At 64.7% G+C, this 21,805-nt stretch carries 20 protein-coding genes; 9 read left to right on the forward strand and 11 right to left on the reverse strand.

Going from position 1 to position 21,805, the window contains the following annotated elements; translation table 11 throughout:
- The first annotated feature begins 196 nt into the window (after positions 1-196).
- From KA184_08680 to KA184_08700, 5 genes are all read left to right on the forward strand, one after another.
- A complete protein-coding gene (locus KA184_08680) occupies positions 197-442 on the forward strand; it encodes a DUF4160 domain-containing protein (GenBank protein MBP8129645.1) in 246 nt (81 codons plus the stop codon).
- Positions 423-686: a DUF2442 domain-containing protein gene (locus tag KA184_08685; GenBank protein MBP8129646.1), complete on the forward strand. Its 264-nt coding sequence runs from the start codon at positions 423-425 to the stop codon at positions 684-686. Before KA184_08680 ends, KA184_08685 begins: the two co-directional genes overlap by 20 nt.
- Before the next feature lie 216 nt (positions 687-902).
- Positions 903-1,691 (forward strand): hypothetical protein, encoded by a 789-nt coding sequence (locus tag KA184_08690; protein MBP8129647.1) that lies wholly within the window; start codon positions 903-905, stop codon positions 1,689-1,691.
- Positions 1,692-1,813: 122 nt separating this feature from the next.
- Complete coding sequence (locus KA184_08695; protein ID MBP8129648.1) at positions 1,814-2,242, forward strand: hypothetical protein; 429 nt, start codon at positions 1,814-1,816, stop codon at positions 2,240-2,242.
- Positions 2,243-2,307: 65 nt separating this feature from the next.
- On the forward strand, positions 2,308-2,559 hold the full coding sequence (locus KA184_08700) for a DUF5615 family PIN-like protein (GenBank protein ID MBP8129649.1): 252 nt from the start codon (positions 2,308-2,310) through the stop codon (positions 2,557-2,559).
- A 92-nt stretch (positions 2,560-2,651) separates the two neighbouring features.
- Here the strand turns inward: KA184_08700 and KA184_08705 are convergent, their stop codons facing one another.
- The 5 genes from KA184_08705 to KA184_08725 all read right to left on the reverse strand — a co-directional run bounded on the left by KA184_08705 (position 2,652) and on the right by KA184_08725 (position 9,284).
- A complete protein-coding gene (locus tag KA184_08705) occupies positions 2,652-4,079 on the reverse strand; it encodes an aldehyde dehydrogenase family protein (GenBank protein MBP8129650.1) in 1,428 nt (475 codons plus the stop codon).
- A 22-nt stretch (positions 4,080-4,101) separates the two neighbouring features.
- Positions 4,102-5,739, reverse strand: a complete 1,638-nt coding sequence (locus tag KA184_08710) for an acetolactate synthase large subunit (protein MBP8129651.1) — start codon at positions 5,737-5,739, stop codon at positions 4,102-4,104.
- Between the two features lie 154 nt (positions 5,740-5,893).
- Positions 5,894-6,472, reverse strand: a complete 579-nt coding sequence (locus KA184_08715) for a hypothetical protein (GenBank protein MBP8129652.1) — start codon at positions 6,470-6,472, stop codon at positions 5,894-5,896.
- Positions 6,469-7,899, reverse strand: coding sequence for a PDZ domain-containing protein (locus KA184_08720; protein MBP8129653.1), 1,431 nt, complete (start codon positions 7,897-7,899; stop codon positions 6,469-6,471). Before KA184_08720 ends, KA184_08715 begins: the two co-directional genes overlap by 4 nt.
- Positions 7,900-7,901: 2 nt before the next feature.
- Positions 7,902-9,284: a trypsin-like peptidase domain-containing protein gene (locus tag KA184_08725; protein ID MBP8129654.1), complete on the reverse strand. Its 1,383-nt coding sequence runs from the start codon at positions 9,282-9,284 to the stop codon at positions 7,902-7,904.
- Positions 9,285-9,438: 154 nt separating this feature from the next.
- Here KA184_08725 and KA184_08730 point away from each other — a divergent pair, with 154 nt between their 5' ends.
- Positions 9,439-9,996: a class I SAM-dependent methyltransferase gene (locus KA184_08730; protein MBP8129655.1), complete on the forward strand. Its 558-nt coding sequence runs from the start codon at positions 9,439-9,441 to the stop codon at positions 9,994-9,996.
- A 31-nt stretch (positions 9,997-10,027) separates the two neighbouring features.
- Here KA184_08730 and KA184_08735 read toward each other — a convergent pair whose 3' ends face one another.
- The 3 genes from KA184_08735 to KA184_08745 all read right to left on the reverse strand — a co-directional run bounded on the left by KA184_08735 (position 10,028) and on the right by KA184_08745 (position 13,606).
- The gene (locus tag KA184_08735) at positions 10,028-11,251 is read right to left on the reverse strand and encodes a glycosyltransferase family 4 protein (GenBank protein MBP8129656.1); all 1,224 of its coding nucleotides are present in this window, start codon (positions 11,249-11,251) and stop codon (positions 10,028-10,030) included.
- Between the two features lie 112 nt (positions 11,252-11,363).
- On the reverse strand, positions 11,364-12,455 hold the full coding sequence (gene serC / locus KA184_08740; protein MBP8129657.1) for a 3-phosphoserine/phosphohydroxythreonine transaminase: 1,092 nt from the start codon (positions 12,453-12,455) through the stop codon (positions 11,364-11,366).
- A 152-nt stretch (positions 12,456-12,607) separates the two neighbouring features.
- Positions 12,608-13,606 (reverse strand): glycosyltransferase family 2 protein, encoded by a 999-nt coding sequence (locus KA184_08745; GenBank protein MBP8129658.1) that lies wholly within the window; start codon positions 13,604-13,606, stop codon positions 12,608-12,610.
- A gap of 247 nt (positions 13,607-13,853) precedes the next feature.
- Between KA184_08745 and KA184_08750 the strand changes: the two genes are divergently transcribed.
- A complete protein-coding gene (locus KA184_08750) occupies positions 13,854-15,563 on the forward strand; it encodes a hypothetical protein (GenBank protein MBP8129659.1) in 1,710 nt (569 codons plus the stop codon).
- 32 nt (positions 15,564-15,595) lie between these two features.
- Positions 15,596-16,384 (forward strand): hypothetical protein, encoded by a 789-nt coding sequence (locus tag KA184_08755; GenBank protein ID MBP8129660.1) that lies wholly within the window; start codon positions 15,596-15,598, stop codon positions 16,382-16,384.
- A gap of 10 nt (positions 16,385-16,394) precedes the next feature.
- On the opposite strand, the gene KA184_08760 is transcribed toward KA184_08755, so the two are convergent.
- The 3 genes from KA184_08760 to KA184_08770 all read right to left on the reverse strand — a co-directional run bounded on the left by KA184_08760 (position 16,395) and on the right by KA184_08770 (position 19,665).
- Positions 16,395-17,372: a DUF420 domain-containing protein gene (locus KA184_08760; GenBank protein MBP8129661.1), complete on the reverse strand. Its 978-nt coding sequence runs from the start codon at positions 17,370-17,372 to the stop codon at positions 16,395-16,397.
- Between the two features lie 104 nt (positions 17,373-17,476).
- A complete protein-coding gene (locus KA184_08765; protein MBP8129662.1) occupies positions 17,477-18,562 on the reverse strand; it encodes an LptF/LptG family permease in 1,086 nt (361 codons plus the stop codon).
- Positions 18,559-19,665, reverse strand: coding sequence for an LptF/LptG family permease (locus KA184_08770; protein MBP8129663.1), 1,107 nt, complete (start codon positions 19,663-19,665; stop codon positions 18,559-18,561). Before KA184_08770 ends, KA184_08765 begins: the two co-directional genes overlap by 4 nt.
- 186 nt (positions 19,666-19,851) lie before the next feature.
- On the opposite strand from KA184_08770, the gene KA184_08775 reads away from it, so the two are divergent.
- Positions 19,852-21,805, forward strand: a 1,954-nt coding sequence (locus KA184_08775) for a hypothetical protein (GenBank protein MBP8129664.1), incomplete at its 3' end; no start/stop codon positions are given.

Genomic DNA, 21,805 nt, shown 5'->3' on the forward strand with positions numbered 1-21,805 from the left:
GGCTGAACCCGAACGTTCAGACGACCGCGGAAGGCCGTCTGAACGGCCCCGCGTCTGGAGCCTTGTGCTCGGCCCGCCTGCGGCGTTCGGAACACGCGGCTGGAGCGGGCGGGCCAGCGGCCCGCCGATCAGCCGCGGGGCCGTTGGCCAGAGCGGAGGCGTGGACTTCCGTGTCGTCACAATGTAACATGATGTCATGCCTGTGGTGTTAAGATATCAGGGGTTCGGGTTCTTCTTTCACTCGAACGAAGGGGACCCGTTGGAGCCCTTGCACATCCACGTGCGAAAGGCGGAGCACGTCGCAAAGTTCTGGTTGGAGCCAGAACCCGGGGTTGCACGTGCGTACGGGTTGACCTCTGGCGAGCTGCGCGAGCTACTCGCCGTTGCCATCGAGAACCGTGAACTGATTCGGAGGTATTGGAATGAGCACTTTGGTGTCTGATGCTCTGGCAAGGCAGGTCAGATTCGACAAGGACAACCTGTGGGTGGATTTGGAGGACGGCCGTACGCTCGGTGTTCCCCTTGCCTATTTCCCCCGTCTTCTCAACGCCGCGCCTTCGGAACGGATGAAGTATGTGATTAGTGGAGGAGGAACAGGCTTGCACTGGGATGATCTCGATGAAGATATCTCTGTTCCTGCCTTGCTCTTGGGCGTCGGCGACAGATCCCGCAAGTCAATATCATAACGTGTGGCCGACATCGGCTTCCGGAGGACGCCGGAGGACCGGCGCCTGTGAAGCCGCGGGGTGTTCAGACGACCGCGGAAGGCCGTCTGAACGGCCCCGCGTCTGGAGCCTTGTGCTCGGCCCGCCTGCGGCGTTCGGAACACGCGGCTGGAGCGGGCGGGCCAGCGGCCCGCCGGTCAGCCGCGGGGCCGTTCGATTGAAAAAGAGGGAAACCATATGGCGACCGAATCGACCTGGCGAAATGCGATAGACAAAGTACTGACGGCATCGCCTACTCCGCTCCACTACAACGAGATCACGGAGAGAATCATTGCGGAAGGGCTTCGCCAAAAGCTCGGTGCCACTCCAGCGGCTACTGTCAACGCGCAGATTTCCGCCTCCATCAAGCATGACGGTGATTCCTGTCCATACGTACGTGTGGCAAAAGGGACATTCGCCATGAGATCAAGCGGGGCGCAACCCATGGTCAAGCCCAAGAAGGGAGCCCCGGATGTGCCAGAATCGGATGAGGAAGATCAGTATGAAATCATCTCCTCATTCGGAATGTTCTGGCGCAAAGATGCCATCGAATGGGGACCTAATCCAAAGTTGCTTGGCATGCAACAAATCGGGGCAACCCCCGTGGATTTCCGCAAGCAAATCGGAATCTATCTCTTGTACGATGGCCGCGAAGTCATCTATGTGGGACGGACAACGGAGCGACCGCTTGGCCGGCGGCTATACGAACACACGATCGACCGGATGTCCGCCAGGTGGGACCGTTTCTCATGGTTCGGCCTTCTACCCGTTTCCGAAGCCGGCACGCTTGGATCGTTGCCAAAGAACTATGATTCCGCAAACCTGGTTCCGGCCTTGGAGGCCATTCTTATCGAGGCACTTGAGCCGCGTCAGAATCGGAAACGCGGAGACGATCTGGCGGCCGTGGAGTACATCCAGCGGGTAGATCCGGAGATTGAAAAGAAGAGGGTCAAAGCAACACTGGATGCCGCCCTCAACAAATTATGAAAGTCGAACATGCGTGTGGAGCCTTGTGGTCGGCCCGCCTGCGGCGTTCCGAACACGCGGCTCGAACGGACGGGCCTGCGGCATGGCGCTGAGCCGCGGGGCCGTTGGGCTGGAGAATGAATATGGCAATTGTCTGTGATTTTTTCGGAATTTACCTGCGCAAGGACCTTATTCAGGACCGCTTCGCGGGGGGCATGAGCCGCTTTCGTCGTGTATGCCGTCCAGCACTGGAGGATGGACATCTTGTATGTTTCACATTCATGAACCCAGTTGAAGTCAACAACCTGCTCGAAGAACTATCGGAGCATGGCTTCCGGTGCGCTCCAAACCAGCCAGATTCCGACGTGGCCATAGTTGCACAACCACTTGGGCCAATCATTAAATACACATGGTTGGAATCTGGAAAAGTCGCTGGTTTCAACATATCTGGGTGTTGGCTCAAGGGAACAGAACCTGGCCATATCGTGTGTCCGGAATATATGCGTCCGCCAACCTCAGAGGACAATGATGAATTTGAACGCGAGTCTCCAGACACGGACGGTCATGCGTAGACACTCGTTTCAGATGCACAGCCCAACAAAGCCGATTTCCCCGACGGCAAAAGCAGCGCGGCTGAGTGGCGCCGACCAGCCGCGGGGCCCGTTGCCTGGCCAATAGCGTGAACCTCGCCGCTGACGGAAGTGTCGATGCCCGGACCGTTGCACGGTCGCGAGAGGACGGCCATGCCGTCCCGTGCGTGGGGGAGACGGGTCCGAGCATCACGGACGACGAAGTCTTGGACCGGGCCAGCGCGGACGAACCTCCGCTCGTGACCGGCGACAAGGACCGCGGCGAATTCGTCTGGAGCACCACGCTTTGCGGCGATTGACCGTTGCGACAAAACCAGGATGCCCGTGACGCGCGCCCGGAACAGACCGCTCACATCACGTAAACGGCAGGAATCAAGTCCTGGGATAGTTTCTAGCTCTTGCGGATGACGAGCAGGCGGATTTCGGTCATGTCTTCGATGGCGTAGCGGATGCCTTCGCGGCCGATGCCGCTGTCTTTGACGCCGCCGTAGGGCATGTGGTCGACGCGCCAGGAGGGCACGTCGCCGATCACGACGCCGCCGACTTCGAGGGTGTCCCATGCCCGCATGGCCTTGTGGAGGTCGCGGGTGAACACGCCTGCCTGAAGGCCGAATTTGCTGTCGTTGACCTCGGCGAGGGCGTCGTCGAAGTCTCGGAACGGGGTGAGCAGCGCGGCGGGGCCGAAGAATTCCTCGGCGTACATGGGCTGCTGGCGCGGCACGTTTTCGAGCAGGGTTGCTTCGAGCAGGTTGCCGGTGCGGCCCCCGCCGCAGAGCAGCGTGGCGCCCGCCGCGACGGCCTGGTTCACCCAGCGTTCCATGCGGTCGGCCTCGTTCTTGGAGATGACCGGACCGATGAAGGTGCTTTCGTCCTTCGGGTCGCCTGCCTTCAGCGCCTTGGCCTTTGCCACGAGTCTCGTCTTCAGTTCGTCGTAGATGTCCTCGTGCGCGATGATGCGCTGCACGCTGATGCAGCTCTGGCCGGACTGGTAGAACGCGCCGATGATGAGCCGGTCGACGGCGTCGTCGATGTTTGTGTCCGCGTCGACGATGCAGGCGGCGTTGCCGCCCAGTTCGAGCACGACTTTTTTCTTGCCGGCGCGGGCCTTGAGGTCCCAGCCGACTTCGGGCGAGCCGGTGAAACTGAGCAGTCTCAAGCGTTCGTCGGTGGTGAAGAGGTCCGCGCCGTCGCGCCGGCAGGGCAGGACCGAGAACGCGCCCTTGGGCAGGCCGGTTTCGGCGAGTACTTCGCCGATGATGAGCGCGCCGAGCGGGGTGAGGCTCGCCGGCTTGAGCACGAAGGGACAGCCCACGGCCAGCGCGGGGGCGACCTTGTGCGCCGCGAGGTTCAGCGGGAAGTTGAACGGTGAGATAAACGAGCACGGGCCGACGGGCACGCGCTTCCACATGCCCGAATAGCCGGCGGCGCGCGCGCTGCGGTCGAGCGAGAGCACTTCGCCGGAGATGTTCACGGATTCCTCGGCCGCGACCTTGAAGGTGTCTATGAGGCGCGAGACTTCGCCCCGGGCATCCTTGATGGGCTTGCCGCCCTCGACGCAGAGCGAGTGTGCGAGTTCCTCGGAGCGCTCCTTGAACCGCGCGACGCAGTGTTCGAGTACGGCCTGGCGCTGGTAGGCGCCCATCTGGCGCATGGGCTCCGCGGCACTCGCGGCCGCGCCGATGGCGGCGTCGATCGCGGAGGCATCGGCCATGGCCACGCGCGTGGCGGTTTCGCCGGTGTACTTGTCGAGCACGGCGAGGTCCGCGTTCGGCTGCTTCGGCTCATTCGCCAGGTAGTAGGGGTAGACATCCTTCAGCAGGGGCATGGCTCCTCCTCGACGGCTAGACGACGATGCGCAGTTGGTCCATGAGCCGGTCGTTTTCCCGGTAATCGATGGGGACGGCGATGACCGCGGGTTTCCCGGCGTTAAAGGCCTTGTCCATGGCGGGCGCGAGGTCGCGGGCGTTCGGTACGCGCAGGCCCATGCAACCGAAACTCTCGGCCAGTAGCACGAAGTCGGGATTGCCGAACGACAGGTTCGTGTGGTGCCCGAACTCGTTCTTCTGCTTCCATTCGATGAGATTGTAGCCGTCGTCCACCCAGACCATGACCACGATGTTCATCTTGAGCCGGACCGCGGTTTCGAGTTCCTGCACGTTCATCAGGAAACCGCCATCGCCGCAGATGGCCATCACCTTGCGGTCCGGGTGCACCAGTTGCGCCGCAATGGCGCCGGGCAGCGCGCCGCCCATGGAGCAGAAGCCGTTCGGAATGAGGCAGGTGTTGGGTTCATCACAATGATAGTACTGCGCGATCCACATCTTGTTCGAGCCTACGTCGCTGAGGAGGATGTCGCGCGGCCCGAGCGCCTGGCGCACGTCCCACAGCACTTTCTGCGGGCGGATCGCGCCCTCGGTGTCGTCATCCTTGTGTTCGGCGAAAAGCTGGAGTAGCATCTCGCGGGTCTTCCGCTGCCGGGGCACGTCGAAACGCAGCGGGTTCGCGCGCAGCCGCTCGTTTATCATCCAGAGCGTGTGCGCGACGTCGCCGATGACTTCCGCGTCGAGCTGGTAACTCTGGTCCACCTCGGCGGGCAGGAAGTCGATGCAGATGATCTTCTTGTCGCCCCACTTGTTCCAGAGGCGCGGGGGGTATTCGACCAGATCATAGCCCACGGTAATGACGAGGTCCGCGGCTTCGATGGCGGCATTGGCGAGGTTCTTGGTCTGGAGCCCCATCGTGAAGATGCACTCGGGCGCCTGGCGCGAGACGCAGCCCTTGGCCATAAAGGTGCTGATCACGCCCACGCCGGTGAGTTCGGTGAAGAGGCGGAGTTGTTTGCTGGCGCGGGTGCGGATCGCGCCGTTGCCAGCGAGGACGACCGGATGCTCCGCGGAGCGGAGCACCTCCATCGCGATGTCCACGATTTTGTCGTCGGCGACGGTGCGGCGCAGGTAGCTGCGTTTCAGGGGCTTCTTCGTCGCGGCCATGGCCGCGACGTCCTCGGTGAGTTCGACGTGGCAGGCGCCGGGCTTTTCCCGCGTGGCGACCCGGAATGCACGCCGCACCACCTCGGGGATGTTGTCGGGATGGACGATTCGCGCCCCCCACTTGGTGATGGGCTTGAACATCGAGATAACGTCGAAATACTGGTGGCTTTCCTTGTGCTGCCGCTGCAGGTCGGCCTGGCCGGTAATCACGACCATAGGTGCGCGGTCCATGTTGGCGCTGGCCACGCCTGTGACGAGGTTGGTGGCGCCCGGTCCCAGGGTGCTGAGGCAAACGCCCGCCTCGCCGGTCAGCTTGCCGTAGGTCTCGCCCATGAAGGCGGCGCCCTGTTCATGGCGCGTGAGGACCAGTTCGATGGGCGAATCCTCGAGCGCCATCAGGAAATGGGCGTTTTCCTCGCCGGGAAGGCCGAAAATATACCTGACGCCCTCTGCTTCGAGACACTTTACGAATAGTTCCGCCGCGTTCATACGGTTCCTTTATCCCCTGGGCGATGGCCCGCCCTGATACATCGTCTGACGGTTCCGCCGACAATCTCACATTACAATAAGCAACCCGGCAATCCGGGTCAATATTTCCAATGCGGGTTTCCCCCGGACGCCCGGCCCCGGCCCCGGAAGCGCGCTACACCGCAATACCCGGAGCGGGCGGCGCGGGACGTGACTCGGGGGGGCGCTTCTTCAGGAGGACTTCGAGCGTTTCCTTCATTTCCTGAAGTTCGGCGTGCTTCGGGTCGAGCCGCAAGCCCGCGTCCACATGCGCAAGGCACTGGCCCGCCAGTTTGACCAGGTATTCCCTGCGTACACCGCGGTCCATCGCCCTGTGCAACCAGGCAAAGGCGACCAGCGCCCGGCCGCGGTGGGCGAACAGCTGGAAATCCCGGTCATTATCGAAGCGTTTCAGCGCGCCGCGACGGCCCGTTCGTTCGAAACAGGCGAGCGCCGTCTCGAGTTCGCCGTCCGCGAGGGTGAGTTGGGGCGGGGACACGGCCCGGTAACACGCGCCGAGCAGATAATGGGCTGACGCGTCGTCCGGATGGCGGAGCAGGTATTCCTTGGCGAGCGGCAGGGCCTCCGCGGGCCGATTCGCCGAGAGTATCGCGTCCGCCTGCTCGAGCAATGCGGCACTCTTCCGGTCATGCCCGCACGCGGAAACAACCAGAACCGCCGCGGCGGCGCCTGCGAGCGCGCGCAGCCGGGTCATCGCTCTTCCCAGCGGGGTTCGAGCCGGAAAAAGCCGGTGGCCGGGCCGAGCCGTCCGAAAACCACCACCTCCGGGGGTTTTTCCGCCGCCGCTTTCTCGACGGCGGCCTGGAAATCCGCCAAGTTCGTTATCAGGTGGCCTCCGAAACGGAGGATGACGACGCCGGGCCGCATTTTGGCCAGCTGGGCAATGCTGCCCGATTTCACGCGGCGAACGATGACCCCTTCGACGTTTTCCGGGAGGTTCAGCGCGATGCGCACGTCGGTTGTCAATTCGCGGACGGTGAGCCCGAAGTGGGGATCCTCATATTCGCCCGCTTCCTGAGCGCTGCGGGGCCGCGTTCCGAGCACCGTCTTGAGCTCGAGCGGCTGCCCGTCGCGCAGGACCTTCACCGGGAGCTCGCGTCCCGCCCCGGCCTCGCGCACGAGTTTCGTGAAACCGAGGACCTCGCGGTCAAGCTTCGCCCGGATCGGCGTGCCGTCGAATTCCACGATGACATCGCCTGCGCGCAGCCCCGACTGTGCCGCGGGCGATCCCGGGACCACCGTGCTGATAATGAGTCCGCCGCTGGCCGGCAAGTTCCAGTATTCGGCAAACCGGTCGGTCAGCGGCTGCGTGAATACGCCGAACCAGGCATGTTCCTCGGCGGTTTCGATTTCCGTTTCACTCGGCGGGTGGTCGAGATATCGCTGGAACAGGTCCGTCTGGTACACAAGCGGGTGACCGCTGCGCACGTAAAGGTCGCCGCCCTCGGCGCGATTCAGGTCGAACCCGACGACGCCCACGACGCGGCCCGCCGTGTCCACTACGGGCGCCCCGACGAAACCATAACGGACGGCATCGTCCAGGCAGTAGGTGGTGCGCGGTTTGTCCAGGATTGCGCCGATGCGCGTCTCGATGAGGCACCGGGCGTAATCGAACGGCTCGCCAAGCAGGCCGAACAGTGCCACGGGCTGCGCCAGCGCGAGCGAGACGCCCCGCGCGAACCTGACATGCGGGAGGTTGAGAGCCCGGGCGGACTTGAGCCGCAGGAATGCGACGTTGACATCGTCGGGCTTCTTGAGGAGCACGGCCTCGTACTCCTGTTCGCTATCGCCCCGGCCGAGGGTGACCCTGATGTTGAACGGCTGCGCATTCTCAAGGACCATGTGGCCGTGGGTCATGACCAGGCCATCGGGAGACACAACGAGCGCCAGCGCGAGGTTGTCGCGTTTCGTAATCTCCCCCGTATTGGGGTTGGTGACCTCGACCGCGTAACGCACGATCCCGATGGCGGGGGTGAGCCGGGCGTAGAACTCTTCCAACGCCGGCTGGACAAATCCGTCCGGTTGAGGCCGCGCCGCAAACGCGGATAACAGGAGCAGCATGCACACGGGGGCCGTACGCGCGCGGGACGGTTTGTGGGCGTATTTCGCGTGCCGCTTCATGCCTATTCCGTCTCCGTGATTGCTTCTGGCGGTTGCGGCGCCGCTCCCGCGTCCCGGTCCTGTTCGACCAATACGAAGCGGGTGAGCGCGCCGCGCTTCACGAACAGGAGTACCAAGGGCTGCCGCGACGCGACCCGCGCCTGGTATCCCTCCTGGAACTGCGCCAGCGAGGAGACCTCCTGCTTGTCCAACTCGAGAATGATGTCGCCGTCGTTCAAGCCGGCGTTGCGCGCGATGCTGCCGGGCTGCGTGCCCGAGACGAGCACGCCCTTGCTCGCGTCGAGTCCGGCCCGGCGCGCTACCGCGGGCGTCAGCGCGACCGCCGTGAATCCCCATTCCGCGAATGCGACTTCTTCGCCCTTGAGGGCGCTGCGCTCTTCCGTCACGACGCCGATGGAAACGGATTCGCCGCCCCGTTGCAGCGTAAGCTGCGCCGATTCGCCGACCGGCAGAGCGGCGATCTGCTGGCGCAACGCGGGCAGGTCCTCCGCGAACCGGGCATGAACGGGTGCGCCGTTGATCGCGGTCAACACGTCGCCCGGCCGCACGCCCGCTTCCTCGGCGGGGCCGAGCGGGTCGACGTCGGCAATGACAACGCCGCGCTGCGCGGGGTCGTCCGTGGTCGCGAGCATTTCCTGCAGGGACAGGCCGAGCCAGGCGCGGCGCACGCACTGGTGTTCCTTGAGTTGCGCGATGACCGCTTTCGCCACGGAGATTGGGATTGCAAAACCCACGTTTTCGGCCCCGCGCAAGACCTTTGCGTTGATGCCGACAACTTCGCCGTTCAAGTTCACCAGCGGCCCGCCGCTATTGCCCGGATTGATCGCCGCGTCCGTCTGGATCCAGTTGTGATAGGGTTCGGCCCCGAGCTCGGATTCTTCGAGATAGCGGTCCGTGACGCTGACGATTCCGAGCGAGACCGATCGCGCGAGACCGTGCGGACTGCCGAAGGCCAATACGGGTTGGCCGGCCTCGAGCCTGTCTGAATCGCCCAGCCGCACATAGGGCAGGGGATGTCCCACATTCAGCTTGAGCAAGGCGATATCGGTGTACGGGTCCACGCCCACCACCTCCGCCTCCACTTCGTTCTTGTCGTTGAGCACGCATTTCACGAATTTCGCCTCGCCCGCCACGTGTTCATTCGTGACTACGTAGCCGTCGGGTGAAATAATGAAACCGCTGCCGACTATGAGGATTTCCTCGCGCTGGCCGCGCAGAAAGACTTCCTTGACCGGGCGAATGTGCACGAGCGCGGGGGCAACCTTGTCCTTCGCCTGCAACACGGCGCCCGAATACCCGCCGCCCAGGGTGGCGCACGCATGAAGCAGCATCGCCGCGGCCAACACGCCCGCGCCACGCCGCGATATTCCGCGAAAGGTGCTCACAACGGCCTCCTGAATACAGCACGGATAACAACGCGCAAGGGTTTTACATGCCACGATGGAGCCCATGGGGCCGATTATATGCAAGATGCCCGCTGCTCCGCGAACCCAGCGTGATATACTCGCGCCGGTTGGATGGAGCCCGGGGCCTTCGGACATGGGACTGCTTTCGAACACGATAAAACGGCAGCGCCTGCGCATGGTCGCGCCCTATATTCGCGGCGACGTGCTCGACGTGGGCTGTGGCCCCGCCCTCATACTCGAGACGTGCCGCGCCCACATCACGTCTTACACGGGGATCGAACATACGGACGCCCGCGTCGCGGCATTGCGGCGGCAATGTCCAGGCCACACCTTCCTCGTCCGTGACCTCGACACGGACCCGCTTGCGGGGTGCGGTCAATTCGATGTGATTCTGCTCGTCGCCGTCATCGAGCACGTTTACAACCAGAAGCACCTGCTGCAGCAGCTGGCGCCCCTGCTCAAGCCCGAGGGACGGCTGGTCATCACGACGCCCACGCCGTTTGGCAACGACGTGGTCCATCGCATCGGCGCCGCGCTCGGCCTGTTCAGCAAGGACGCCGCCCACGGCCATGTGGTGATTTACAACAAGCGCAGGCTGGCGTTGCTGGCCCGTGAATTCGGGCTGACGCTCGAGCATTACCGCAGATTTCAATGGGGCTGCAATCAATTGGCGGTGTTGCGGAGGGCATGAGCCGCAGGCAGTAACGGGCAGGCAAGGCGACTCAGGCAGTGCTCGTGGCACGCATAAGCTCTCGATACGCCGCCAGGTGTTCCTGCGCAATCGTTTCCCACGAGAAGCGCTTCAGGACGCGGCCCGAGAGTTCGGCGAACAACGCTGTCTGCCCACGTGCGTCCGCGAAAAAGGCCTCGATCCGGCGCGCCAGCGCCTCGGGCGCAGACGGCGGCACGAGCCAGTTCGGGTCCCGGTCCACCCAATCGGGCAGGCCGCCCGCTTCCGACACCAGCAGAGGTTTGCGGTACGGCATGGCCGTCGCGCATACCGCACTCTGCGCGTCGAAATGACGGTAGGGCAACACGACCAGGTCCGCGGCTGCGAAAAAGAACCGCAACCGGTCTTCCGGGATGTAGTCGAGGAAAAGATGGACACGGTCCCGCAGCGCGTTCGCGTCGATGATTTGCTGATACGGCGCCCACGAGGTCCACGGCTTGCCCGCAATGATGAGGTGGACATCGCTCCGCGTGGAGCCGGGCAGCGCGAACGCGCGCAGCAGGTCCTCCACGCCTTTGTACGGGCGAATCGTGCCGAAGACCAGTACGTAACGCCGGTCCGGCGGCAGCCCGAGCGTCGCGCAGGCTTCTTCCCTGTCCGCGGGTCGGGCATCCGGCATGCAGGGGCCCATCGCGACTTGGAACACCTTCTCCGGCGGCAAGCGGTAATGTTCAAGCAGTTGCGCACGATTGATCTCGCTGTGGACGAGCACCCGGTCCGCCAACTTGCAGATAGACCGGGTGGCGCGCAGGTAGTTCTTGTCCGGTTCGTGGGGCAACACGTTGTGCACGGTGAGCACCACCGGCTTTCCCCGAATTTTCATGGCGCGGGCGATGGTCCACGTTGGGGGCCACAGCGGCCAGCTCCACCATTGCGCGTGGAATACGTCGGTCCCGGTCAGCAGGCCCGCGCGCAGCCAGCCCGCCGGGTTGTACCACGTGAGCCGGTGCTCGACCCTGAGGTTCGGTTCCTGCAAGAGCGCCTTCGTCGGGTCCATCGCCTGTTTCACGCCGGGGAATAAGAACGCCGGATACATGCGCTTGAACCCCAGCGCGTGCACGCGGCACAGGCGCGCGAGCGCGCGCGCGATTTCGCGGCAGTAGTCCTGCACACCCTGCGCCTGGGGCGGAAACGCGCCCAGCATGGCGACGCAAAGCGGCGTCCCGCATGAATCGGGCGCGCCGTCAGAGGGTGCTTCGCGCCTGTTTTCCGGCATGCCGTGCATTGAGCCTCGCGACGTACAAGAAGGAATTGCGTTTACGCCCGCAGTGTAGCACAGGGCGCATAAGCGCGGGGCAGGAGACCGGTGTCCCGGAGATAGCCGGTTGTCAGCCGTTCTTGCGCTGGAACTCGACCATGAAGTCGTGCAAGGCTTCGCAGCCAGCGCGCGGCATTGCGTTGTAAATCGAGGCGCGGCAGCCGCCGACGGAACGGTGCCCCTTGAGGCCGTCCATGCCCGCGGCCTTCGCCTCGGCTACGAATTTTGCCTCGAGTTCGGCGTTTGGCAGCGTGAAGGTCACGTTCATGAGCGAACGGCTGCCGGGCAGCGCGTGACCCTTATAGTAGCCTCCGCTCCGGTCGATTACGTCATAGATCAATTGCGCCTTGGCCTGGTTGATCGCGGCCATTTTCTCCAGACCGCCGATGTCGTCCTTCAGCCACTGCGTGACGAGGCCCGTCATGTAAATCGTGTAACACGGCGGCGTGTTATAGAGCGAGTCATTATCGGAGGCGACACGATAATCGAGCAGTGATGGCAATCCTTCCGGCGCGCGGGCGATCATGTCTTCACGAAGAATCACGATGGCCATGCCCGCAGGTCCGGCGTTTTTCTGCGCGCCGGCGTAAATCATGGCGTACTTCGTGGCCGCGATCGGCCGCGACAGGAAATCCGACGACGCGTCGCAAATCAGCGGCACAGCGCCCGCGTCGGGCTCTTCGGGGAACTGCGTGCCCTGGATGGTCTCGTTCGACGTGAAATGCAGATAGGCCGCGTTCGGGTCCCGGTCGAGCTCCCCGTTTTTCGGCATGCGGACGTAGTTCTCCGCCTTGCCGCTCCAGACGGTGCGCACCGCGCCGAACCGCTTCGCTTCGTTCATCGCCTTGTTCGCCCAGGAGCCACACTGGATATAGTCGGCCGATTTGTCCTTGCCGAGGAAATTCATGGCAAGCATGATGAACTGCATGGTGGCGCCGCCCGCGAGAAAGAGCACGCGATAGCTGTCCGGCAGGCCCAGGAGCGCCTTGATATTCGCCTTGGCGTTCTCATGAATGGTGGCGAACGCCTTCGAACGGTGGCTCATCTCCATCACCGACATGCCCGCACCCGGATAGGATACGAGTTGAGCCTGAGCCCGCTCTAACACCGGCAGCGGCAGCACGGCCGGCCCCGCCGAGAAATTGAAAATGCGCTGTTCCACTGATGTAGCTCCTTTCGTGGAAACGTACTTGTTACGCTTGCCCTGGAAGTGCGGCAACACACCCGGAAACGGGCATGAGACTGGAACGGAACCATGATAGCAGGAACGCCGCGCCGCGCGCCACCCGCGCCGAGGGCGGCCTCCCCCGCGCGCTAGCGGCGCAGTCGCGATTCGCGCGCGGCGCGGCGGCGGAACCAGTGGCGGAGCACGCCGTACGCGATGCTGAATTTGCTCGTGTAGGTGTGCAGCGCATACAGCAGCGCCACGGCGAAGGAGTTGCCCCGGCGCAGGAACTGTATCGTCTTGCGCGTCAGCAACGCCGGTATCAGCAGGAGAATGGCCGCGCTTGCATACCACGGGCCTGTTATCAGCAGGGCCATCGCCGCAGCCGCGGCCGCCACCCAAGCGAGAAGGCCGCGGACTTCACGCGCCCACAGCGGGTCCGCGGTGTGGCGGCAACGGGCCGCGATCTCCGCGTAGGTCTCGCCGCAGCGCACGTTGCGGCGCAGGTAGTCGCGCAACCCGCGGTAGGCGAGGTCGTGTTCGACCATGGGCGCGTGCAGATGGAGCACCTGCATGCGCAGCTCATTGCGGATGCGCCAGCACAGGTAGGGTTCCTCGCCATAGGCGACGTCCTCGGGGAATCCCCCGATCTCGGCGAGCGGGGCGCGCCGGAACAGGGCCGCGCCGCCGCAATACAGACTCGGACCTTCGGGGAATTCCCAGTCGAGTTGCAGCGCACGGTAGTAAATACTGGAATTGACCTCGCGCATGCGGCCCCAGACCGCCGCCGCCTCGGGGTGTTTTTCCAGCGCTTCCATGCCCGCCCGGATCCAGCCGGGGGCGAGTTGCATGTCCCCGTCCAGGAATTGCACGAATTGACCCGAGGCGTGGCTCAGGCCGAGATTCCGGTTCTCGGCGGCACGACGGCGGCGTTCGCCGCCCAGGCAGTGGTCCGCGCCCGCGCGGCGCGCGATATCCGCGCTGCCATCGGTGGAGCCGCCGTCCACGTACAGAATTTCGGTGCGCAGACCGTCGAGGTCTGCTTCACGCACGGAACGGAGGCACGCCCCGACCGTCGCGGCTTCGTTGTAGCCGATTACGACAAAGGAAACATCGGGGGCGTCATCCGGTTGCGTGTCGCTGGTCATTGGGAACGTTCCTGCCTGATGCGGCGGCGGCGCCGCGCTGTCAGTGTAAGGCTACGACGCCGCGCCCGCAAGCGGGGCGGCGGCGCAGGCACAACAGGCTCTTATCATTGTATGTCCGGATGTGTTACACTGCACCCGAGGGAACACGCCGCGGGAGCGGAAACAAGCTGCGTCGCGCTATCTGGAAATGAACCGCGCGGCTGTCTTAGCATGCAGCGAAGAAACGGCCAGAATCGAGGACGAGGCGATGCGCGAATTTGACGATGTGTTGGGGGGCATGCATCCTGTCGCCGCCAACAAGCGCCCCGGGAAGAAGAAAAAAGAGAAGAAGAAGGACAAGGGTGCTTCGGGCGGCAAGGGAACCCCCAAGACGGCCGCCGGGCGCAAGGCAGGTTCCAAGGCTCTTGCGGCGCAACCCGGCGCGGACCTGTTTGCCGCTGAGGCGGCGCCCGCCGCCGTGCCGGCGGAAGCCGCGCCTGCCCCTGACGCCGCGCCGGAGGCCGTTGCGCACGAAGACAAGCCAAAAGCGGTCAGGAGCGCCCGCCCCGCGATGACGGACGTGCAGGGCGAGATCCAGCGGTTGCGCGCCGAACTACAAGAGCAACGGGAAGCGCGCGCCGCACTTGAAACGCGTCTGCGCGACGCTGAGACGCGTTTGCGCCAGGCAGAATCGCACCGTGTTTCCGCTTCGGCCCCAGCGCCTCCGGCTACGGCCCCAAAACCCGGCCTGCAGGACCTGGGTATTTTCGCGCCGCCCGCGCCGCCGGGAAAGAGCTCCCCGGCGGAGTTTACGGCCTTGGAAACGTGGTTCATGGAAGCGGAACTGCGTACCAGCGCCGCCGCGGGCGCGTTGGCCAAGCCCGCGGGGGCGCAGGTGTCTCCGGCGCTGCTGCAGGACCTGTCGGACAGCGAACTTGCCGCGAGACTCGCGTCGACGCGGCTCGCCGTCGAGGCCGCGGAAGCGCGGGCCGCCTACAATGCGCGTCAGGTGAAGAAACTGACGGAGGAACTGGCCGAGGCTCGCGCGGCGCAAATCCGTTCCGAGGCGCGTATTCGCGCGCTCGAAGGCCGCGTGCAGCAGACGCAGGCTCGTGCCGGCCTGCTGGGCAAGTACGTCGAAGAGCGGATCTCGGAGCCTGCGCAGGAGCCGTTGCCGTGGGAGCTTGACAGCCTCAAACCGTTCGCCGCGCCCGAACCCGAACCGCAGGCCGCGGATGCAACGCAAGAGCCGGAAATCCAAGAAGGGCCCGCCGTCGAGGCCGCGGCGGCCCGTGCCGAAAACCTGGGACTCGAACTCGGCCCGCCGCTCGAGCAAGAACCCATCAAGGAGCCGGAAACGCCCGCGGCGGTGGCGGATGTGACGCCGGATGACCTTGCCGCCGTGCTCGAATCGTGGGGACGAGAGGGACCGGAACCTGCGCCGGTGCCCGGCGGTGAGCCGCCGGCGCCGTCTCTTGACGCCGCAACAGAAAGCGAAGCGGAACCGCAACCGGATGTCATGCGGGAGGAACCGTCCGGCCCCGCCCCGGACCTGAAGACCGCGGCGGAAGCGGAACCCGCCGCGTCCGAACCGTTGTTGGCCGACGTGCTGGCCGGATGGGGGCAGGATGTCTCGGAAGCGGAATTGTCGGTGATGGAACCGGAGCGCGAGACCGCGCCGGAATCCGGGCTTGAGCCGGAGTTCACGCGCGCGCGCGCACCGGAGCCATCACCCGAAGCTGAGCCGGTGTCCGGGGGCGAGGCCGCGCCCGCGCCGGAACAGGTGGCCGAGCCGCAGCGCAAAGACGGATCCGGCAGCATGGCCGAGGCCTTAGGCATCTGGGGCGGCATGCAGGCGGAACCGGCTCGCGAGGAACCGCCCGGTCGGGAGACGCCGCCGCCCCGCGAGGTGGGCAAGAAGAGCGGAAAAGACGCGATGGTGGATGCCCTCTTGCGGTTCATGGGGCCTGGTTCCTGACCGGTAACGCCGCGCCCATGCTGGAGCACGCCGTGGAGAAGTTGACCTTATCCTGCGCCTGTGGCCAGGAGATGCTGGTGCCCGCTTCCGCGATGGGCAAGGTGGGGCTGTGTCCGAGCTGCGGCGCGGAAATCCGCATTGAAGCGTCCAACACCCGCGCGCGGGAAGCCGCGCCCGTGGCGGAGCGCCGCGCTGGCAGCGGGCTGCTGGGCTGGCAGCGCGCGGTGGCGAAACGGGTCAGCGAGCCGCGCGAGGAATCGTGGCGCAAATTTGCCGCCGCGGTCGATCTCTACAACGCGCACCGGTACGCGGAAGCCCTTGCATTGCTCGATACGCTGCTGCAGGACTACCCGGGCAACCCGCACATCGAGGCCGCGCGCCAGGAATGTCTGCAGCCGCTGCTGGGCGCGCCTGCCTTGCCGCGTCTCTACGACGACCGGCCCGTGCCTGACCAGACCCTCAATGCCGAACTCGTGAAAAGCGTTGTGCTGGACAAGCTGTTGCACGGCGATGACGCCACGCAGCTGCGCGCGGCGGAAATCGCCGCGCATCTGCTCGGCCTCGGCAGTGGCGGCCACGCGCCCGCCTCCGCGCCCGACGCACTCCTGCTGGAGCCGCGCGAAAAGACCGGGAGACCCGCGGCGGAGGGGAACGGCGACGCCGCGCTGCGGGCCGCCGTGCGCGAGGCCGTGGCGGAAGGGCTGCGCGATGCGCTCAAGCGCGGCGCGGGCCGCGCCGCTGCATCGGGCGCAAGACACGGCGGGGTTCGCAAGGCGGCCGCGGAGAAAGACCGGCGCGGCGTCGGCGATGAAATCGCGTAGGCCAGCGGCGCTATAGCCGGTACAGCATCAGATAAATCAGCACGCCGGTGACCGACACGTACATCCAGACCGGCCAGACCCATCGTACAATCCGCACGTGAGCGTCGAAGCGTTTGCGCAGCGCGAACGCCACGGCGGCCAGAATAAAGGGAACCATCAGCCCCGCCAGCGGGATGTGGGTGAAGAGGATAAAGTAGTACACGGCGCGGAGGACGCCTTCCCCCTCGAATGGCGTACGCGCACCCGTCCGGGCGTGGTAGTAGAGATAAGAGACAAGAAAAGCAACGGAACACAGAAGCGCCGCGATCATCATCTTCTTGTGGAGTTCCGGTTCGCGCATGCGTTTGATGGCCAGCCAGCCCGAAAGCAGGAACAACGCGGCGGCCGCGTTCAGGATCGCGTTCACCTTCGGTAGCTGCGAAAGGCCGCGCCCGCTTTTCAGCAACTGGCGGATACCGGCTTTCAACTGCGCGACGGCCTCCGCGTCGGTGCCCGTGTAATAGCCCCGTACGCGGCCCCGCTGGTCGACCAGGATGAAGCGCGTACTGTGAAAGATGGGCTCGTCCGCGGCTCCGACCTTGAGCGCGACGCCGGCACGCTTGATGACCTCCAGGTCGCCCGTGAGAAAATGCCAGCGGCTTGTGTCCGCGTCGAACTGCTGCGCATACGCGGCGAGCCGCTCCGGCGTGTCCCCCTTCGGGTCGACGCTGAACCCCACGAAATGCACGGACGGTGCGCCCTTGAATTCTTCTGCCACTGCGGCCATTTGACGGTTCATGACCGGGCACGGTCCGGAGCACGTGGAGAAGAAGAAATAGGCGACCCAAACCTTGCCGTCGAGATCGGCCTTGCTGAAAGGCGCCCCGTTCGTGGCGGTCAGGGTGAAGTCGGGGACTTCCGCCTCGACGGGCAAGTCCTGGCATCGCGCGCCAGCGCCGAACGCGACGTTGAACAACGCAGCCAGGAACAGGCGATGTGCTGCAGCCATAACGCGTATCCTTCTTCGCCTTTTTCGCTGCCGGACGCATCCTGCGGCGGCAAGACGTCAAAACCGGGGAAACACGCGCGCGCCGCCCGGGATTCCGCCGGGGCTCACGTGGGCGTCTTGCGAAACAAGTACAGGCCCGCGCCCAGGAACAACGCGTTCGGCAGCCACGCCGCGGCCGCGGGCGGCAGTTGCTGGATGTGGCCGAGTCCGGTCGCGACGAAAAACAGAAAGATGTACGCGAGGCCGATGGCGATGCTGAGCCCGAAACTGACCGCGATGCCGCCGCGGCGCACGCGCATGGCGAAGGGCACCGCCAGCAGGCTCATGATGAACAGCAGCGCGGGCTGCGCGAACTTGGCGTGATAGTCGACCCATTGCGCCTGGACCGGCATGCCCAGTCCTTGGGCGAGGCGCAGATCGCGCCGCAGCGTTGCGGCGGATTTCGACTCGGGCGATTCGTCCAGCGCGAACAGCCGTTCCGGCGCCTCGGTGAAGGGCGCGGGGGCCTGTGTGATGCGCGTCGTGCGTTCGAGCTGGGCGGCGCGGTCGAAATCGAACCAGCGCCCGTCCTCGAGCAGCCACTGCTGGCGCTGTTCGTCCCAGAAGATGCGCTTGGCCTGAATGTCCTGCACCCGTTCCGGCGTGATGGAATGGATGATGGCGCCCTCGCCTGTCAGGGCACGGCGGTTGAACTTGCGGATATGCGCGGTCCACTCGCCGGACAGATTGGTCCAGCTCACACCTTGGCGTTCACCCGGGGCGAAACGCCGGAAATATTCATTGTCCAGGCGTTCAAAACGGCGGAATGCCGCGACGCCGAGCGTGTCGCAGACGAAAAACGTGCCCACGCTCAACGCGAGCGCCAGCAACAGCGGCGCGCGCACGAACCGGCGCAGGCACACGCCGCCCGCAAGCGCGGCCGTGACCTCGTTGTCCTGCGCCGCGCGCCCGAACACGACCAGCCCGGAGAGCAGCATGCCGATGGCCGCCGCTTGGTATTTGAAGAGCACCGCCGGCGCGAAGGCCATGTAGTAATCCAGGACGAGGTTCCACGGCACGTCGTATTTTTCAATCTGGCGCCGCCGCGTTGCGAGCAGGTCGACGACGATGACGATCAGCAGCAGCGCCACGGCCACCTTCACGAGCGTAAAGAACAGCCGTTTCGTCAGATACCGGTCGAGCAACGTCATATGCGGTCCACCCGCCACACGAACACGAGCCCCGCAAGACCCAGCGCAATATTGGGCGCCTGGCCCATCAGGATGATCTGATAGAGCGGCATGAGCGACGCGGGCTCGAACAGGCGATTCATGGTGAAATAACTGATGAGCACAAGAAAGCCCACGCCGAACACGAAGGAACGCCCCGAACGTGGCGAACGCACGGCCAGCGGCGTCGTTACGAGGCCCACCGCGAGGCACATCAGCGGCAGCGAGAACCGGTTGCTGATCTCGCCCCGGTCGCGCATCAACTCGGCGTATGTCGGCAACGCCTGTGTCTCCGCATAGACGCGCGCGAGTTCCGCCTCATGGCCGAACAGCTCGCGCAGGGTCATTGCCTCGCGCTCCCGTTTCGGCTCCTTCGGCATCAGCTTGGGCACCGACAACTCCATCCGCGGCGATTCGGCGTGCATGACCCGGTCCGCGCCGCGGGACTGAATCCACGAGCCGTTCGTCAGGACCAGCGTACTACCGCCGGGTTCCCGGACCAGCTGTGCGCTGTCGGCATAGAACGCGGATGTCTCCCCGTTCTGTTCCGGGCGGAGGATAACGAGATCGCGCAAGGTGCGCGTGCGCGCGTCTTTGCTGCCGATGTAGACACGCCAGTCCGCGAACTGGTGCATGACCCCGGCGGGCAGCAGGTCAATGGACGCGCGCAAGGGCAGATCGCTGTAAATCATACTGATAGCTTGTCTTACGGCCCACGGACGCATCTGGTCCTGGACGAGGAAACAGCCTGCGCTCAACGCCGCGCCCAAGCCGATAACCGGCAGGATGATCCGCCGCATCGGAATACCCGCCGCCTTCATGGATACGAACTCATTCCGCTGCGCCAAGGCTCCGAAACCCGCCAAGATGCCCATCATGTACGTGATCGGCACAATATACCCAATCAATGCGGGCAGGGACAGGAACGACAAGCGGGTCAGATCGCCCAAAGTGACCTGGTCCAGAGGCAGGTCCGCGACCTGCTCGCGTAGTCCGGCTATCATCGCAAGAAACGCGATTACGGCGAAAGCGATCAGGGCCGGCGGGCCGACTTGCCGCAGGAGATATCGGTGCAAAAGAGCCACGGGCAACCTCGATTTGGAGGAGCGTATTATAACAGTCGCGGCGGGCGGGTAAAAGATTTGCTCACCCTCGTTGACAGATTTTGGTCATATATGGTAGCGTTAGGTTAGGCTGGAAAAGAGCGAAAAACCCGTAATTCTAGAATATGCATTGTGGCTGAGGTTTCGCATTTCAGAAGGGATGCACTCATGAACAGACCTGTCAGTGTGATGTCAATTCTTGCGCTGCTTCTCCTGATAGGGGCTGCGCAAACCCTCGCAGCGGAAGAGGCGTTGGTGTATACGGCGCGTATCGCTGGGGGCGCGGCGCAGCCGGACGCCGCCCTGGAACAGTTGGCGCGGCAGCGGGGCTCGGTCGAGGTGTTGCGTTTCGGTGCGGAGACCGGGCTCGACCGCCTCCTGTTGCGGACAGGTGAGCCGGGTGTGGGCTGCCCCGGTTTTACGTCGCTGAACCGCATGGCCGCGGCCGATGCGCTTGCCGCAGGGGCGCCGACACAACGCGAGAACGGACAGAGCGTTGTGAGCAAGGCGTGGGCGCAGGGCACGATGGAATGGCGCCTGCCGGCCGGAAGCGCGCCGTTCGAGGCCGCCGTTTACCACGGCGGCCAGGTCGTGTATCGCGAACGGCGTGTCGAGGAGCAGACTGCCGACGGGCCGCGTCCCCTGCTCATACGCCTCGATTATCCCTCCGGTCAGGCATTGATTCAGGTGTATGACTATACCGCTCCGGCCGCTCCGGCCGCGCCGGGGCTGCCACCCGGCGGCGACAGGGAAGACGCCCGGCGCGCTGCGGCAAAAGACCCCGCGCGCGCCGCAGCCGCGGGGGTGCACTTCGCCGCCTCGGTGGACACGGTCGACTTGGGGTGGGACTCGGGCTGGTGGCCGGGCGGCGGCACGGAAGAGCCGGGCGGTTTCCCGGTCCAGGTGCGCATTCGGTTTGAAGCGGGCTACAACTACGGGGCGGACATCTCGGGCGAGATGACGCTGGCCAACAACATGCTGGGTGTGGGCGCGGCTTCAGGAATCTGGGGTTTCAATTTCGGCGCGGAATTGTTCGCGAGGGTCGCCATCGATATCGGGATTGTCGACCCCTTTGTCCTGGACCTGCCCTATATCCCAAATTTCGACCTGCTGGCGGAAGACGAGGACTCATTCAATTCCTATTTGCTGGATGACACATCGTATCTGTCTGACGACACGCCGCGTTCCCAACTGTTTTCGCTGGATTTGGCCAGCCTGATCCTCGGCGGCATCGACTGGTGGCCGGACTGGCTGCCCCTGTCCGCGGGCGCCGCCGTGGACGCCTCGGTCAGCGCAAACGGCTCGCTGACCTGCGAGTCCATTGCCATGTCCGATGGCGCAACGTTTATTGAAGAAGGGCAAACCACGCCGGTGACAGTGCCGCCCGAAGGGTACAGCGCCAATGCCGCGTATAATGAATACGCTGAGATCGGCATCACGGTCATTGCGTATCCCACGATCTTCATTGAAGTGCTTGGCCAGCGCTGGGACCTGCCCCTGCTCGAACTGCCCTGGAACGCCGTGCAGGGTCCACAGGATCTCGCCTTCAATCAACCGGCCGTCTCCTTCCCGCCCGGTGGTGAAGGCGAGGGGGAAGGGGAAACATCCGGCTGGACCTTGAACATCGGCACTGCGGGAACCGGGCTCGGAATGGTTCTCCGTGATCCGGACCTGCCTTACTACGACGACGAACAGACTGTGTTTCTGGACCCAATACCTTCCGGGTTGAGCGAGTTCGCAGGTTGGACGGGACCCGACGCCGATGAGGTCCAGTGGGGCGCGTGGCTTGGCAAGTGGTCTATCGTGATGGATGCCGACAAGGAACTCACGGCGGTTTTCAACCTGCAGGGCGGTGAAGGTGAGGGCGAAGGCGAAGGTGAGGGCGAAGGTGAGGGTGAGGGTGAGGGTGAGGGTGAGGGTGAGGGTGAGGGTGAAGGCGAGGGCGAAGGTGAAGGCGAGGGCGAAGGTGAGGGCGAGGGCGAAGGTGAGGGCGAGGGCGAAGGTGAGGGCGAGGGCGAGGGTGAAGGCGAGGGCGAAGGTGAAGGCGAGGGCGAAGGTGAAGGCGCGGGCGAAGGGCAGGGTTTGCCCGAATGCGAGATCGTGCTGGTCGATGAGACGCCGC

This window comes from Candidatus Hydrogenedentota bacterium (genome assembly GCA_018005585.1).
In the GTDB taxonomy this organism is placed as follows: domain Bacteria; phylum Hydrogenedentota; class Hydrogenedentia; order Hydrogenedentales; family JAGMZX01; genus JAGMZX01.

Excerpts from the sequence above, each read along its gene's own strand:
- KA184_08730 (MBP8129655.1), top strand. The coding sequence starts at position 9,439 with ATGGGACTGCTTTCGAACACGATAAAACGGCAGCGCCTGCGCATGGTC.
- KA184_08715 (MBP8129652.1), bottom strand. The coding sequence starts at position 6,472 with ATGACCCGGCTGCGCGCGCTCGCAGGCGCCGCCGCGGCGGTTCTGGTT.
- KA184_08690 (MBP8129647.1), top strand. The coding sequence starts at position 903 with ATGGCGACCGAATCGACCTGGCGAAATGCGATAGACAAAGTACTGACG.
- KA184_08710 (MBP8129651.1), bottom strand. The coding sequence starts at position 5,739 with ATGAACGCGGCGGAACTATTCGTAAAGTGTCTCGAAGCAGAGGGCGTC.
- KA184_08765 (MBP8129662.1), bottom strand. The coding sequence starts at position 18,562 with ATGACGTTGCTCGACCGGTATCTGACGAAACGGCTGTTCTTTACGCTC.
- KA184_08685 (MBP8129646.1), top strand. The coding sequence starts at position 423 with ATGAGCACTTTGGTGTCTGATGCTCTGGCAAGGCAGGTCAGATTCGAC.
- KA184_08735 (MBP8129656.1), bottom strand. The coding sequence starts at position 11,251 with ATGCCGGAAAACAGGCGCGAAGCACCCTCTGACGGCGCGCCCGATTCA.
- KA184_08750 (MBP8129659.1), top strand. The coding sequence starts at position 13,854 with ATGCGCGAATTTGACGATGTGTTGGGGGGCATGCATCCTGTCGCCGCC.
- KA184_08680 (MBP8129645.1), top strand. The coding sequence starts at position 197 with ATGCCTGTGGTGTTAAGATATCAGGGGTTCGGGTTCTTCTTTCACTCG.
- KA184_08745 (MBP8129658.1), bottom strand. The coding sequence starts at position 13,606 with ATGACCAGCGACACGCAACCGGATGACGCCCCCGATGTTTCCTTTGTC.
- KA184_08720 (MBP8129653.1), bottom strand. The coding sequence starts at position 7,899 with ATGAAGCGGCACGCGAAATACGCCCACAAACCGTCCCGCGCGCGTACG.
- KA184_08760 (MBP8129661.1), bottom strand. The coding sequence starts at position 17,372 with ATGGCTGCAGCACATCGCCTGTTCCTGGCTGCGTTGTTCAACGTCGCG.
- KA184_08695 (MBP8129648.1), top strand. The coding sequence starts at position 1,814 with ATGGCAATTGTCTGTGATTTTTTCGGAATTTACCTGCGCAAGGACCTT.